At 56.0% G+C, this 15,447-nt stretch carries 14 protein-coding genes; all 14 read right to left on the bottom strand.

What is annotated here, in order from left to right:
* Positions 1-233: 233 nt before the first annotated feature.
* The 14 genes from Q0835_RS23345 to Q0835_RS23275 all read right to left on the bottom strand — a co-directional run bounded on the left by Q0835_RS23345 (position 234) and on the right by Q0835_RS23275 (position 15,102).
* Positions 234-917, bottom strand: coding sequence for a hypothetical protein (locus Q0835_RS23345; RefSeq protein WP_298964758.1), 684 nt, complete (start codon positions 915-917; stop codon positions 234-236).
* Positions 918-1,246: 329 nt separating this feature from the next.
* A complete protein-coding gene (locus tag Q0835_RS23340) occupies positions 1,247-2,725 on the bottom strand; it encodes a caspase family protein (RefSeq protein WP_298821965.1) in 1,479 nt (492 codons plus the stop codon).
* Between the two features lie 213 nt (positions 2,726-2,938).
* Positions 2,939-4,222 carry a TRAP transporter large permease gene (locus Q0835_RS23335; RefSeq protein WP_298964757.1) on the bottom strand — a complete coding sequence of 428 codons (1,284 nt, stop codon included), beginning with the start codon at positions 4,220-4,222 and terminating at the stop codon, positions 2,939-2,941.
* The gene (locus tag Q0835_RS23330; protein ID WP_298964756.1) at positions 4,222-4,770 is read right to left on the bottom strand and encodes a TRAP transporter small permease subunit; all 549 of its coding nucleotides are present in this window, start codon (positions 4,768-4,770) and stop codon (positions 4,222-4,224) included. The genes Q0835_RS23335 and Q0835_RS23330 overlap by 1 nt, the downstream gene beginning before the upstream one ends.
* 15 nt (positions 4,771-4,785) lie before the next feature.
* Positions 4,786-5,823 carry a TRAP transporter substrate-binding protein gene (locus tag Q0835_RS23325; RefSeq protein WP_298964754.1) on the bottom strand — a complete coding sequence of 346 codons (1,038 nt, stop codon included), beginning with the start codon at positions 5,821-5,823 and terminating at the stop codon, positions 4,786-4,788.
* A gap of 26 nt (positions 5,824-5,849) precedes the next feature.
* Positions 5,850-6,671 carry a putative hydro-lyase gene (locus Q0835_RS23320; protein ID WP_298964751.1) on the bottom strand — a complete coding sequence of 274 codons (822 nt, stop codon included), beginning with the start codon at positions 6,669-6,671 and terminating at the stop codon, positions 5,850-5,852.
* A gap of 69 nt (positions 6,672-6,740) precedes the next feature.
* Positions 6,741-7,748, bottom strand: coding sequence for a LysR family transcriptional regulator (locus tag Q0835_RS23315; RefSeq protein ID WP_298964748.1), 1,008 nt, complete (start codon positions 7,746-7,748; stop codon positions 6,741-6,743).
* A gap of 72 nt (positions 7,749-7,820) precedes the next feature.
* Positions 7,821-8,693 carry an amidohydrolase family protein gene (locus Q0835_RS23310; protein WP_298964743.1) on the bottom strand — a complete coding sequence of 291 codons (873 nt, stop codon included), beginning with the start codon at positions 8,691-8,693 and terminating at the stop codon, positions 7,821-7,823.
* Between the two features lie 12 nt (positions 8,694-8,705).
* Complete coding sequence (locus Q0835_RS23305) at positions 8,706-10,532, bottom strand: feruloyl-CoA synthase (RefSeq protein ID WP_298964740.1); 1,827 nt, start codon at positions 10,530-10,532, stop codon at positions 8,706-8,708.
* A 23-nt stretch (positions 10,533-10,555) separates the two neighbouring features.
* Entirely contained in the window at positions 10,556-11,041 is a 486-nt protein-coding gene (locus Q0835_RS23300; RefSeq protein ID WP_298964737.1) for a MarR family transcriptional regulator, read from the bottom strand.
* A 4-nt stretch (positions 11,042-11,045) separates the two neighbouring features.
* Entirely contained in the window at positions 11,046-11,813 is a 768-nt protein-coding gene (locus Q0835_RS23295) for a crotonase/enoyl-CoA hydratase family protein (protein ID WP_298964735.1), read from the bottom strand.
* A gap of 280 nt (positions 11,814-12,093) precedes the next feature.
* Positions 12,094-13,410, bottom strand: coding sequence for a TRAP transporter large permease (locus Q0835_RS23285; protein ID WP_298821975.1), 1,317 nt, complete (start codon positions 13,408-13,410; stop codon positions 12,094-12,096).
* On the bottom strand, positions 13,407-13,994 hold the full coding sequence (locus Q0835_RS23280) for a TRAP transporter small permease subunit (RefSeq protein WP_298964732.1): 588 nt from the start codon (positions 13,992-13,994) through the stop codon (positions 13,407-13,409). The genes Q0835_RS23285 and Q0835_RS23280 overlap by 4 nt, the downstream gene beginning before the upstream one ends.
* A gap of 67 nt (positions 13,995-14,061) precedes the next feature.
* Positions 14,062-15,102 (bottom strand): TRAP transporter substrate-binding protein, encoded by a 1,041-nt coding sequence (locus tag Q0835_RS23275; RefSeq protein ID WP_298964729.1) that lies wholly within the window; start codon positions 15,100-15,102, stop codon positions 14,062-14,064.
* Positions 15,103-15,447 lie beyond the last annotated feature (345 nt).

Here is a 15,447-nt window from a genome sequence, read left to right as displayed (position 1 = left end):
AAGGCAGAAGAACTACAGGAAATGATGGCAGGCGGACAGGAACTCGCCCAACTCGAAGGCTCACTCGGCGGTACGGTCTAAGGCTCCGGTCACCTGTCAAAAAGCAACCTGACAAAAAAATGCGGGCGTTACAAAAAGCGCCCGCATTTTTTGTTTAGACGAGATGACAGGCTCTCATTGAATGACCACGGCGTCTTGAGCCGAAATCAGATGGCCATGCAGCCGCCTGTCGATCAGGACCGCAACAACCTCTTTGTTGAGCCAACCGCCGTCGCGATCTGTGCGTAGTGTGTCTTCCGCTTTTCCGAATTCCCGGCCGATCGCAGCAGTTTTGTGACCGTCTCGTCGATCGCAGCTGACGCTTCCCGGTTCGCCTGCGCCAGACTTGCTTTTGAAACAGCCCGATAGGTTTGCCGCTTCTTGGTGACTTTCGGAGCCGCCGGGTCCGCATATTTCGTCCGGATCGCCTTCAGCTTCCGGGACAATCTTCTAAGCTCCTGCCCGGCTTGCTGATAATTGGGACGCCGCTCGATGGTAGATGCAATTTTGCCGAAATTCACCGCCAGGCAGTCGAGGCGGTATTCGGGACGTGTATCGTTCTCACATTCCTTGTTGCCATCGACAATCAACCTGGCAACACCGCGCGTAACGGTATCGCTGTAACCGCCCGACGCGGCAAGTCTCGGGTCCCGCTCATTGTCGCCGGTGTAACTTGTCCGATCTTCCGGTGACGAGTCCGAATAGGAATCATCGTACTGGGCGAGCAGAATGTAGTCGCCCTGCGGCTCAGCGCTGACCCCTTCATGGATTGCATCGTGTGGCGACACGGCAGCGCCTGCCGGTAGAACCGACATTGCCGCGAACTGTCCTGCCAGCAGACAGGCAATCACGCCATTCAGGCATTGTTTATCAATCATTTTCACCCCCTGAGAATTGTCTTAACAAACTTCCAAATGGTCTGAGCTATCTAAACTCAAGTCATAAATATAAAGAACAAGGCAGTTAACTGGTCGCTTCGCAGTACACAAAACAGATGACCGCGGGTCAAACATCTACAGGCTGAAATATTGCCCTTTGCCAGTGACTGCATTGAGCGCCGTCAAAAACAGTAATCATCTTTTACTAAAACGAAGAATCCAAATACACGATAGCAAAAAGATAACCCTGCGGCAATTTTCACCAATTGACCAAAGGCCTGAGGCAAGTCGCAGATAGCAGATGGTCAAAGCCGTTCAACGGCTGCAACTTATTCTGACAATCCATAAGCCTTACGCAGACTGCGCTTGGTTTGCGGTCCGAACTGGCCATCTATCGAACCGCTGTAGAAAGCGCGCTCCGACAGTTTGCGCTGCAGGGACCGGCGCGTTGCGGTCTTGAACATCTTCGGGTTTTCCGAAAGCTGGTTGAGCACTTCTTCATTGCCGGACCTGAGAGCTCTGTACAGGAACTCTGCCGCATCATCTGGCTGTTTGCCGTCCACAACTCCGTCATCGATCAACGCGGCATAATTGAACATGGCTTCAGGGTGCCGACGGTCGGCTGCCCGTCCGAACAATTCAATAGCCTTTTTCGGATCCCGCGTTACGCCCAGACCGCCCTGATAATAGAGAAAACCGAGATCATTGATGGCGTCTGCGAAATCCTCATCGGCAGACTTGCGAAACAATTTCAATGCCTTGTCAACATCCTGCTCAACGCCAATCCCACGTTCGTACATGCGTGCGAGTTCAAACATCGCTTCGGGATCACCGGCTTCTGCGGCTGTCTCCAACAAGGCGGCCGCCCTGCTCGGATCATAGCGATCTTCATTGGGATTCAAACGCATATAGGCAAGGCCCTTGAGCGCCCTGCTGTCACCCTCGCGTGCAGCGACCTGCAGCTGCTCTTCCTGATCAACTTCCAATCGCCCCCATGCATCCCGGCGCGCAGAGGCCGCAAGTGCATTCACTTCCTGGCTGCTGCCCGCCAGAAAATAGGGTTTGCCGGACAAGGAACCGTATGTATGCGGTTCCTGCGCATTGGCCGTTGCCTTGAGAACGCTATCGCGAACCTGCCGAAAAGCCAGACCGATTTCCAGATCCTGAACCTTCAAGGTTTGCGCAAGCGCGAGGGCGAAAGGACTGTTGTCGCCTGCACCATCCAACGCAACCTTGCCCGCTTCAGCCGCATAGGCAACAAGCGTACCGCGCTCGGGCGAGGCCGGCGCAAGCCCCTGCCTCGCACTGGCATTGACTGTCAGTGTTTCCGTCATATCCCCTTCGGCGAAGGGATCGTTACGGCAGGAGTCCAGGATCACGATCCTGAGCTGGCGCGCCTTGTCGACCGCCTGCAGAATTTCATCCAGTGAGACAGACGTATCGGCTACCCTCTGTCGATTTGCCGAATCTGCATCCGACGGTACAAGAAAATTGCGCCCACCGACTTCAACTCCGTGTCCGGCGAAATAGACAAGAGCGACATCTGCTGTTTCCGCTTCGAACGAAAACCTTTCCAGCAACTCCTTGAATTCGGCCAGTCCGATATCGAAATGCTCCGCCACCCTGAAGTTCAGCTCGTTCAACGTATCGGCGATCAGCCGGCCGTCCCTGGTCGTGTTGTAAAGATCAGGCGCGTTCTGATAGCTGGAAATGCCAACCACCAACGCCATACGGCGCTCCGCAAAAGGATCGGTCGAGGCATAGACGAGTGTCGCCGTGGCCGTGCACACCGCCAATATCAGCAGCATGCAATGTCCGAAGGTCGTCCGCAGCCGCAAAAGCAGCCGGAACCTGTCTGGGACTTGCGGCAAACGCATGAGTATTTTGTTCCGCTTCAAGGTTCAGCTTGAATGACACCTGGGAACATCATTGGAGGAAAGACCGGGCAAGACAAGTGATTTTCACAGCGTACATTCATTTGCGGAGACGCCTCGGCCCGGCTCGGAGCGCCTCAGACGCCATTAATTCATCGCCCTTGGCAGGTAAAGCGCAAGATCCGGAAGTGCGATCAGGGCGATGACCATTGCCAGCATGGCCAACACATAGGGGATTGCACCGATCATGACCTCGGCAATTGAGCCACCGCGCCGCGCGCCCTGAACAACGAAGAGATTGAGGCCAACCGGCGGTGTGATCAGAGCCATTTCGATCAGCACGATCATGAGAATTCCGAACCAGACCGGATCATAGCCAAGCGCGGTGACAATCGGCACGACAATCGGGATTGTGATCACCATCAGTGACAGAGTTTCGATGAAAAACCCGAGCACGACATACATCAGCACAATCACAAGCAGCGTCCAGAGCGGGTTGAAGCCGAGGCCTTCCAGAAATCCGCGTAACTCCTGAGACAGGCCAGCGGCTGACAGCGTGAAATTCAGGAAGGAAGCCCCGATCACAACCAGCATGATCATTGCCGTAACCTTTACGGTCCCGATCAGAGCGGCACCTATCATGCGGATATTGAGACCGCCAAAGAGCAAGGCAATTGCCAGCGCCCCGGCGACACCGACCGAAGCTGCTTCCGTCGGAGTTGCCCAGCCTTTGTAGATGGATCCGATTATGGCCGAAAACAGAAAGATGATCGGCAGAAGGTCGGCAAGTCCTTTCAGCATTTCGATCAGAGGAAATGTCCTGCGCGCGCCGCCAAGCTTCGGCTGAACCATGCACACAAGTGCGGTGACAACGATGAAACCGAGCGCCAGCAAAATGCCGGGCAAAAGCCCCGCAAGGAAGAGCTGAGGGATCGAAGTCTGTGTCAGGAACCCATAGACAATCAGATTGATCGATGGCGGGATCATGATACCAAGAGTGCCCCCGGCAGCTATCGCGCCGGAAAACAGTTTCGGATCATAACCAAGACGGTCCGCCTGTGGCATGGCCACTGTTGCCACTGTCGCAGCTGTTGCAACAGACGATCCGGATGTTGCGGAGAACATGGTCGCAGTCGCCACATTGGCATGTACCAGACCTCCCGGAAGCCAGGACACCCAACGGTCAAGCGCAGAATAGGTCCTTGCGGCGATTCCGGTTCTGACCAGGATCTCCCCTAACAGCACAAAGAACGGAATGGCGATCAGAGCCGCGTTTTCCGAAGTCGACCAGACCATCGAGCCCAGCCCGCGCATCAGCGGAAAAGGTGTAAAAAATTGGTCTATGCCGAAGCCCAGAAGAAAAAGAACAATTCCAACCGGAATGGAAAGGGACAGGAGAGCCAGAAGCCCGATTGAAACAAACGCAAGCATCAGACCGCCTCACTTTCCGGAAAGACGCCCATAACCTGTTCCGATCGTGAAAAATTGCCCTGATAGACCAGCACAAGCGCGCAGAGAAAGGTCAGCCAGGCGGTCAACGCAAACCAGATCCAGCCTGCGAACCAGGGCACCTGTACCAGCGCCAGGGGCGTTTCGAGCGGTGTGTTGGCTCGAGACCCATTGCGCAGCGTGGTCTCCACCACTGGCCAACACTGCAGCGCCACGATTGTGATCGTCCCGGCCAAAGCCAGCAACGACACCAGGTCCAGTATCATTCGCCACTTCGGGACGCCGATGGCGCGCCTCAGAAAGTCAATCCTGACATGTGACAGTTCAACCAGCCCAAAGGCCATGCCCCAGGCTGTGCCAATCGCCATGACATAGCCTGAGATTTCGTCGGTTCCACCCAAGGACGCACCTAGGCGGCGGAGCAGGATATCGGCAAGGACGAGTCCCGCGCAGAGGAGAAACAGAACGCCGACCGAAATCGCGACCAGCCGGTTGGCCCGTTTCAACAAATTAAATGCCGTTTCCGCCACCTGTTCACTCCGGCCTTAGTTGATCTTGATGGTCACGCCGACAACAGCGCCAACACTTTCGTTCCAGCGCGCAGCCCAGTCACCACCCGCCCGTTCGGCCCATTCCGGCAAAACTTCTGACTGGAGGATTTCTCGTGCTTTCTCTATGTCGCCGTCACTTGCCTCAACCAGCACCAGATTGCGGCTGTCGCCTGAAGCGCATTCGCCCTTGCCCGTCAGGCAAGCGATATCGTTGGCGAGCGCACCTTCCGCGGTTGACCAAGCAGGCGCTTCGAAATTCTCGGCAATTTCCTTTTCGATAAGCGCTTGTGTGTCGGCATCGAGAGACTGCCACTTGTCCATGTTGATCGCCGTTACTACCGGATCCCAACCTCCAAGGGGTATCGGAAGCAGGTGGGTCGTCACTTCCCACCAGCCCGCGCTATAGCCCGAACCAGCACCGGTTACGGCACAGTCGACGACACCCTTTTGCAGCGCTCCAGGCACTTCGGAAAAGGAAACCGTAATACCCTCCGCTCCCAGGGCTTCCAGGAATTTGGCCGTCATGCGTCCCGAGGCACGGATCTTCAATCCTTTCAGATCATCGAGCGACCCGACTTCAGCATTACAGAAAACGACCTGCGGCGGATAAGGCGCAATGGCCAACACCTTGGAATTGAAGCGTTGTGCGAAAATTTCGTCGACCATCGGCCGCGCCGCTTTCACGGCCGCTTCCGCCTTGTCCGCGGACATGGCGACCAGCGGAACATCAAGACCTTCAAGTTCCGGTGCATCGGCCACAGCGTAATCGCCGACGGTCATGCCGACATCGAAAACGCCCTGCCCCAGCAGACGAAAGACTTCACCGACCCCGAGGTTCATCTGATTATGAGTGGTCACCGTTGTCTGAAGGTTGCCGCCTGAAGCTTCAGGCAATGTGGTCTGCCAGAACGGCGCCTCATATTCCTTATGCAACGGCAAGCTGGACCAGCTGCCGACAACGGACAGGCTTTCCGCCATCACCGGGGTTGCAATGGCGGCGCTCGACATGAGGGAAATCAGAAGTCTTTTCATGGGTCCTCTCCGTGAAGGTTGGAAGTCTACATTGTTGTTGTTGCTATAATTGGATTTTCAGCGTCGTTCGGAATATCGGTGATCAACATGTGGCCAGGCTTGTGAGTGATGCAGATCGGCAGCGCAGCGTCTTGAATAACGGCTTGCGGAGTGACGCCGCAGGCCCAAAACACGGGTGTATGTCCGGTCTGGATCGGCACCGGATCGCCCCAGTCGGGTGTACCTATATCGTTGATGCCGATCAGGGCCGGATCACCAATATGGACAGGTGAACCGTGCGCCAGGGGATACCGGGCCGAGATTTCAATGGCATTTGAGACCCTCTGATCCGGTATCATCCGCATCGACACAACCATCGGACCCTGAAAACGCCCTGCAGGCACGGTGTTTAGTGATGTCCTGAACATGGGAACCGTGGTGTTGTTGGAAATGTGCCAGAGATCGATACCCTCTTCGATCAACGCGTGTTCGAACGTGAATGAGCAGCCGATAGCAAATGCAACCAGCGTGTCGCTCCAAAGCGACGTTAGGTCAGCGACCGTGCTCGACAGCAGCCCATTTCGGTAGATGTTGTAAGCCGGGACATCCGTTCGAATGTCGATGTGATGTCCGAGTGTGAACATCATCGGGTTGCCGGTGTCGGAGACGCCGATCAGCGGACACGGCTTGGGATTGCGCTGACAGAACCGCATGAAGTCGAGCGCAAAGTCTTCCGGCATGATCGCAAGGTTGGCTTGAAGCAGGTTCTTGCCAAGTCCAGCCGTGTGGGAGGCATAGCCGCCGCTCCGGATGTACCGGCGCACGGTTTCAGCTGGCTCTTTCCGCAGGATTTCGTAACTCGACACCATGGGCCTCCTTTCGCCAAGGAGGCTCCCGCAGTTGATCTATAAATTCAAATTCAATCTTTTTAGCATTTTTTATAAAGTATTTTTATACCCATCATAAGCAAGCGCGACCAGCAATGCCTTTTGAGCAGCGGCTGCCACCAAGTGACTGCGCGGATCCCCGAGATAACTTGCCGAAAACGAAAGGGCCTCGGGCACCCAGCCGGGATCAAATTCCGCGATGCGCCCCTGGTCGACATAAGGTTGACCCATTACCCTTGGCAAAGCGGCAACCCCAAGCCCGGCCTCAACCAGCCTGAAGCAGGCAGACAACGAAGATGATGGAAACATGCGAACGTCAGGCGCAATCCGCTCAAAAAGTGCTGTTTTCAGTTCCCGATAAGGACGTGTATGACGCGCATAGGTGATCACCGGTTTTTCCCGGATCAAAGCCTCACCGGCCTTTCCGTCGGCGATGGTTCCGACGGGTGCGTACCAGGCCAGATCAAAGCCCGGCAATTCGACATTGTCGACGGAATATTCCGAAACGGGACCGAGCAGTAGCGCAAGGTCAATTTCGCGATCAAGAAGCCCGGCGCGCAGGTTCACCGAGATATCGACATTGATCTCGACGACAAGATTTGGAAATTCAGAATGCAGCTCCGAAACGAGATCCGGCAACCAGCACTGGGCAATCGTTTCAGACGCTCCAATACGCAAATGCCGGTTGATGCCATCCTTGGCAACGACGGTCTCTTCCACCTTGTCGGACAGTCTTTCAAACTGCTCGGCATAGGTTTGAAGCATCTCGCCCCGCTTGGTCAGTTTCAGTCGGCCGGGTGAGCGTTCGAAGAGTTCTGTTCCAAGCCCTTCTTCCAGTCGTTTGAGCCGGGTGGTGACAGCCGGCTGTGTCAGGCTCAGGGTCTGCGCTGCCTTGTTGACACCGCCGTGCCGGACAACCGCCAGAAACGCTCTCAATTGGTCCAGGTTGAGGGGATGCATACCGGCGAACCCTGTCTTGTTTTGAGCGCGAGCCTGCGCCGAGGGAAGCTGAGTCTCATGACCCGGCAATCGAAAGTAATACCCCTGCGTGCTCGCCAATCAAGCACGCCAGCACAGCAACGCCGAAACAAATCGGACCAAATAGCGGTCGAAAAACGCACCAGACCCCGGTCAGGCAAGGCCTAGGAGGCGGGCTGCATTGCCTTTGATGATGTCGGGACGCAATTCATCCTTGATGGCGATCTTTTCGAAATCGGACAGCCAACGTTCAGGCGTTATCATCGGCCAGTCCGAGCCGAACAAAACCTTCTTCTTCAGGATCGAGTTGCAATACTTGACCAGAATTTCGGGAAAGTATTTCGGCGACCATCCGGACAGATCAATATAGACATTGGGTTTGTGCTGGGCGACCGCCAACGCTTCTTCCTGCCAGGGAAAGGACGGATGTGCGAGAATGATTTTCATGTCCGGAAAATCAACCGCGACGTCGTCCATATACATCGGATTGGAGTATTTCAGCCGCATGCCATTGCCTCCCCGCATGCCGCTGCCAACGCCCGTCTGGCCTGTGTGGAACAAGGCGATGCCGCCGGCTTCCGCTATGGCCTCATAAAGCTCATAAGCCATCCGATCATTGGGAAAAAACCCTTGCATGGTCGGGTGAAACTTGAAGCCCTTGATACTGAAATCGCGGATCAGTCGGCGTGCTTCCCGCGCACCCATCCGGCCCTTGTGTGGATCGATGGACGCAAAAGGAATCAGGACGTCATCATTGTCTGCAGCGATCTCGGCAACTTCTTCATTCTTGTAGCGGCGATATCCGGTCTCGCGTTCCGCATCGACGGGGAAAATAACCGCAGCGATATTTTGCGCGCGATAATGCGCCGCCGTTTCCGGCACGGTGGGCGGATGCTTCCATGGTGCCCGGAAATACTCAGCCATGGTTGCCTGAAGGTCGTCATAGCCGTCATCGGTATGGCAACCACAGGGCTCTTCGGCATGTGTGTGAATATCGATTGCGCGGACCTTGCTGATATCGACCATCTCGTGCCTTCCCTATAGCCTCACCGTCGCGGGGTCATCGTCGGAATAAAGCCGCTCAAGCAACGTTGCGCGGCGGGTCAGAACCCTGCGGATATTCAAATTGCCCTTGGCGGTCATTTCACCTTCCGCCCCCGATGGGGGTGCGGATAAAACAATTGCACGCGACACCCTTGCTGAACTGCCGCTGATAGTCCGCGCGCGCTCCGCAAGCCGCCGGTGAATTTCTCCTTGCAACAGGTCGCACCGATAAGCACCGCGTTCCTCCGACAACTGAAACCCCGCTTGGGTCAATTCGGACAAGTTCGGAAAAATCATCACACCGATCTCGGTGCGATCCGCACCGGTCACGACCAGGTCGGCCGCCAGCGGGGCAAGTTCGGACAGCATGTCGAGCTTCAGCTGTGCAGCGCGGACCCAGGTTCCCGACTGCAATTTGAAGTCTTCGGAAATCCGCCCGTCGAAACGCATCCCTCTGTCGGGATCTTCAGCGTCCAGAAAGACCATCGCATCACCGGTGATGAAATATCCTTCTTCGTCGAAAGCAACTTTGGTCCTGTCAGGGTCCCTGAAATAACCGGGCATGACGCTTGGCCCTTTGATCCGGACTTCGCAGCGCATGTCCTCATCAGGCAGAAGCTTCAAGGTAACGCCATTGACAGGCACCCCGACAATCCCTGAACACGGAGCGGGTTCCTGCTGCATCATTGCAGATGGTGCTGTTTCGGTCAGTCCCCAGGACGACGTCATTAGCGGCACTTCGCCCTTTTCGTTCAAAGCCATCTGCTCCAGTCCGGACCACACGTCCTGTGGCAGCGAAGCGCCTGCGTAGAAAATCAGATCCAGATCTTGAAAAAAGCGGTGCCGGAAGCCTTTGTCTTTCCGCAGCGCATCGAGCAACATGCCGAAACCCAACGGAACATTGAAGGCAAGTGTGCCGGTTATCAGATGAAGGTTCTCCAGCGTCCTCTCGAAGAGCCCTTTCACGGGCTTGCCGTCATCGATATAGAAACTGCCGCCATTGGCCAGCATCATGTTGAAGTTGTGGGATCCGCCAAAAACGTGGTTCCAGGGCAGCCAGTCCACGATGATCGGAGGACGCTTGCGCAGGAACGGCAAGGCGTCCGCCAGCTGAGCCTGGTTGACGCACATCATGCGATGGGTTGTCAGCACCCCTTTCGGGCTCGAGGTCGAGCCGCTGGTCATCAGGATTTTTCCAACCGTATCGGCCGTGACGTCGGCAAAAGCCGCATCAACATCAACGGCCCCGTCCCCTTTGAGAAGGTCAGCAAATTTCGTGACCTTTTCTACGCCTGCACGGGTCGACGGGCGGCTGGCAACAATTTCAACGCCGGAGAGTTCCTGAAGGCTCAGCGCTTCTTGGAACTGGTCCTGATCGATCACATAGGCAAGTTTCGGTTTGATCAGATGAATGACATCCCGCAAGCGGCCGTGTGCCCCATGGACCAGTGAATACTGTTCAGCTACCGGAACCAGCGGCACACCGACATACTGGGCGGCGAGTGCCAGGATACCATGATCGACACTGTTTCCGGACATGACGAGAATTGGCGTTTGCCGGTCCATACCACGGGCAAGAAGCGCAGCGCCGACCGAGCGCACCTTTGCCAGTGTGGTTTCGTAAGTCTCTTCACGCCAACCGGCTCCATTGCGTTCCGCCAGGAACACACGCCCGGGAGCTTCTTCTGCCCATTGATGCAGCCAGTCGCCTGTCCGCTCAACGCTGGAACTGAGCTGATGGTTGGAACGCAGCAGAATGGACCCGTCCGGACGATTTTCCCGGCTGACCGAATGCGACTGGAAATCTGTCGTGCGTTTCATGACTTTTCCTGCAGGCACACGCGTCAGCGATCACGCTGACGGTTTGCCTCGATCACCTGAAGAACTTTGAGGGCAACTGCCTTCTCATCCGGACCGAGGCCTTTAAGAAGCGCGGTTTCATGCGCTGCTACGACTGAAAGCGCTTGCTTGCACAGGTCATGCCCGGCTGCCGTTGCCTTGAGCGCATAAGCCCGCCGGTCGTTGGGCAATCGATCTCTCAAGACCAGACCTCTGCGCTCCAGCTCATCGACAATCACCACCAGATTGGGCCGTTCGATATCCATGGCTACTGCCAGTTGCGACTGGCGGAGCCCCGGATTATCCACAATCAGAACCAGCGCCGTATAGGTGAGCATTCTCAGTTCAAGCGGTTTCAGGGTTCGGCTAAGGTCCGATTGGATGACATTGAAGGTTCGCTTCATCTGATAACCGTGAAAAGATCGCAACGTCCTGTCGTTGACGTGGACAACTGTGTCTTCTGTTTCGATATCGGCAGCTGGTTTTTTCATGACATCACCTGAATTTCGGACTGCGTTTTTCGATAAAGGCGGCCAAGCCCTCAGTTGCATCCGGGCTTGTCTGCGTGAGTGCGGCACACAGGCTTTCGGTAAAAAGGCCATCAGCCTTTGACATGTCGGAAATGCGCGACAGCGCCTGGATCATGATGTAATTCGACAGTGGCGCATTCGACGCGATTTTGCGGGCAAGATCCTGTGCTTTCGCCAGGGCTTCACCCGGATCGACAACATAGTGGGTCAGACCCAGAGACAGTCCCTCGCCAGCGTCGTATTTCCGGCCCGTAAGCATCATTTCGGTCATGCGATCGGCGCCCAGTATCCGTCCGACACGAACCGAAGCTCCTCCGCCCACGAATATGCCGCGGCGCCCTTCCGGAAGCTGAAAGAAGGTGGATGTTTCAGCAACACGGACATGCGTTGCGCATGCCAGTTCCAGGCCGCCCCCGATAACAGCCCCGAACATCGCGGAGACAACCGGCAATCCCCCAAACTGGATCCTGTCCATCACCGTGTGCCACCCGCGGGAATGGTGCATGGTGCCTTCCGCGTCTCGAGCGACATGTTCGCTCAAATCCAGTCCGGAGCAGAAGTGACCGGCAGTCCCCGATATGACCACCGCCTTCACGGTTTTCGGCGGGTTTGAGAAGAAGCTCTCGATTGCTTCAAGCAGGTCGTCGCACATGGCGTTGCGCTTGTCAGGGCGGTTCATCGTCAAGGTGGCGACGTCGCCGTTTACCACAATGTTCAAGATCGGATCGTTCATCAGAATGTCCTCAATGCGGCGGCAGGCGCACCGCGCCCTCAAGCCGGATGGTCGTTCCATTGAGAAACGGGTTGGTGACGATATGTTCTGCCATCAGTGCAATTTCTTCCGGCTGTCCCAGGCGCGGCGGACGGTGGCAGCGACAAGGCCGTTGCCACCTTCATTCACAAGCACGACGGTTTGCTCTATCCGCATCTCACCTGCTCCGATTCAGTGTGAGCTATCATTGTTATGTTCCATATCTATTTTCACACTCCGACATCTCCAATGGCCGGGCGGCCTAGCCGCCCAGAAGGAACAGGGTGATGGAGGGGAACAGCACCAGGATAATGACCCGGACAATGTCCGACGTTACAAACCACAAGACGGCCTTGTAGGTTTCCTTCATCGGCGTGGACCGATCCATGGCATTGATAATGAAGAGGTTCATGCCGACCGGCGGCGTGATCAGACCCACCTCGACAACAATCAGTACAATGATCCCGAACCAGATCGCGACATGCTCCGGGCTCATTCCGAAATCAAGCGCGCTGATCACGGGAAAAAAGATCGGAATGGTCAAAAGGATCATCGACAAACTGTCCATCAGGCAGCCAAAAGCCAGATAGAACAACAGCACCAGCGTCAGCACCATCCATGGGCTGAAGCCCTGACCGACAACCCAGCCGCTGAGTTCTTGCGGCAATTGACTAAGCGCCAGGAAACCATTGTAGAAGCCGGCCCCGAGAATGATGAAGAATATCATCGCGGTGCTCATGGCGGTCTGGATCATGCTGTCGATGAACATCTTCCAGGTAAGATTGCCGGACAAGAGAGCCAAAACACCAGTGCCCGCCGCACCGACGGCCGCGCCTTCCGTTGGTGTGAACCAGCCAAGATAAATGCCTCCGACAACCAGTCCGAAAACGAGGAGGACCGGCCAGACTTCGAGCATGGCGCGCATGCGCTCTGCATAGGGAACAGGCTCACGGGTTCCGGCTGCCGCCGGATTGAGCCGAACATAGATAGAAATGGTGATCATGTAGCCGATTGCCGCCAGAATGCCTGGAATGAAGGCGGCCAGAAACAGCTTGGCAATGTTCTGCTCTGTCAGGATCGCATAGATCACCAGGATCACTGATGGCGGGATCAAAATGCCGAGCGTGCCGCCGGCGGCCAATGTGGCGGTGGAGAAGCCGCCGGAATAGCCGTAGCGACGCAGTTCCGGGAGTGCCACCCGGCTCATGGTAGCTGCAGTGGCAAGCGAGGAGCCACAGATTGCGCCAAAGCCGGCGCAGGCACCAACCGCGGCCATTGCGACACCGCCCTTGCGATGCCCCAGCCAGCTCTCTGCAGCCTTGAACAGCGACGACGACATTCCCGAATGCGTAGCGAATTGTCCCATGAGCAGGAACATTGGAATGATCGTCAGCGAATAGCTGGAAAAGGTCGAGTAGGTTTCACTCTTCAGCTTGGACAGAAAGACATTCGGCGTTCCGGTCGCAAGCCAGAGCCCACCGAGCCCGCAAATCATCATCGCTAGGCCAATAGGGGCCCGCAGGAAAATCAGGACCAACAGAATGGGAAAGGACAGATAACCGAGTTCCAGAAGGCTCAATGGACTTCCCCCTCAGCATCTGATGAGAGCCTGCGGCCCGTGACGAGTTCAGTCATCCGTGCAACGGCGCAATAGACCGCCACCACCGAGGCGACAAAAGCAGCACCGAAGCTGAAGGCAAATGCCCACCAGACCGGGAATTGCAAAATGAAGGTGGTTTCTTCGTAACGCATCTTGTCCTGCATGCCGACAAAGAGCCGCCAGGTGATCAACAGGATCAAAGCGCTCAACAGAACTTCCCAGAAGGTCTCCAAGAACCTGTTCAGCCAATGCGGAAACCCGGTTGAGAACACATCGACAGTCGCGTGGCCGCGCCGTAACTGGCAAATCGGCAGGAAGGCGAAAATCGTGAAACTGATACCTGCTTCCAAGAGCTCGAAGTCACCCTGAACGGGGCCGACGCCGGTCGCGATCAAGGCTTTGGCGCCACTCTCTGATAGCGAAGTCAGGAAGCCGGAATGTCCTAGCGTGTTTAGACCTCTGCCGAGAACACTGACGCAAGTCAGGGCAATGAGCCCGGTCAGCACCAATCCGCCAAGGATCGCCATGAAGCGCGCCAGACGCTCCACCAATTGAGACAGCATGTATCCGTGTCCTGTGGGAAAAGAGCCCCCGGAACACAGGCGTCCGGGGGCGTTTGCAAGGTTTTCGTCAGTTGGCCATCAATTCGGCCGCACGATCCTTCAGCGCTTTGCCGTCAATGCCTTTGGCATCCATCTCGGCAATCCACTCGTCGATAGTGCCTTGCGCGGCTGCGCGCCACTCGGCAATCTGGTCTGGCGTTTGCGTGATGATGTTGTTGCCACGCTCCACGGCAGCAGCACGCGGTCCGGCATCATCTGTCTGCATCTGCTTACCAGCAAACGCAGAGAAATCTTCACCGGAATTCGCATCAATAATGGCTTTCAGGTCATCCGGCAGCGCGTCGTATCTGTCTTTGTTCATCGCAAAGATGAAAGACGTGGTGTAGAGCGCATCACCTGGGAACTCGGTGTGATTTCCGACAAGTTCATTCACCTTGAGCGCACCGACAACTTCCCAGGGAATAACGGACGCGTCGATCACGCCTTTACTGAGCGCTTCCGGAATCGCCGGGACAGGCATGCCGACAGGTGTTGCTCCAAGATTGGAGAACAACTTGTTCGTCACGCGTGTCGGTGCACGCAGCTTGACCCCGTTCAGATCGTCAAGTGTGGTGATTGGCTTGCTGGAATGGATGACACCCGGGCCGTGGACCCAAAGACCAAGCGGTTTGAACAGCTTGAAGTCCTCATCCATCATGGTTTCATCAGCCAGCTTCCAGTAGGCCCTGGACATCGACTCAGCATCGGTCATGGTGAACGGAAGCTCGAACACTTCCGCGCGTGGGAAGCGGCCCGGCGTATACCCAGCCACCGTCCAGACAATGTCGACGGCACCGTCGATCACCTGGTTGATCAACTCCGGCGGCTTGCCGCCCAGCTGCATGGCCGGATAGCGCTCGATCTTGATACGACCGTCGGACTCAGCCTCAATCTTGTCGGCCCAAGGGTCAAGCACGTTTTTGGGAACGTTCGCTTGCGCCGGCAGAAACTGATGCAGGCGAAGTGTAACTTCCTGCGCAACCGTACTGGACGCCGTGCCCGCAAGGGCAATAGCGGAAACTGTGGCCGCCACGGCCAGCCTTGCAAACTTCTTATGCAAGTTGATCATTATGTCCTCCCTGTTCGATCAACTTCAAAAAACAAGACCGGATTCCTCCTATCCGATCAAGTGATGAACTATAATAGTTATACTTCATAACTTTTTTCAAGACTAAAACACCAAAAGCCCAGCGCACGCGCGCGGGTCTGGAAAAGCGGACGCTTTGCAGGATCACGGATCTGATCGATATGCCTCATAAAACATCACAGCTACCTGACAAATTTGCCGGAGTTTGTGATGAATTGAGCGCATTGGCAAGACCCTGATTGGCTTATGTCGACAGAAGACCGAATTGCTCGGGTCCACACAGGTCTGACGGGGCGGGCACGCAAGAAGGAGATGGCGACTTTTTGC

The organism is uncultured Roseibium sp., from assembly GCF_947499295.1.
Lineage (GTDB): Bacteria > Pseudomonadota > Alphaproteobacteria > Rhizobiales > Stappiaceae > Roseibium.
The sequence above is the reverse complement of the archived record's forward strand: the minus strand, read 5'-3'. Positions and strand labels throughout refer to the sequence as shown.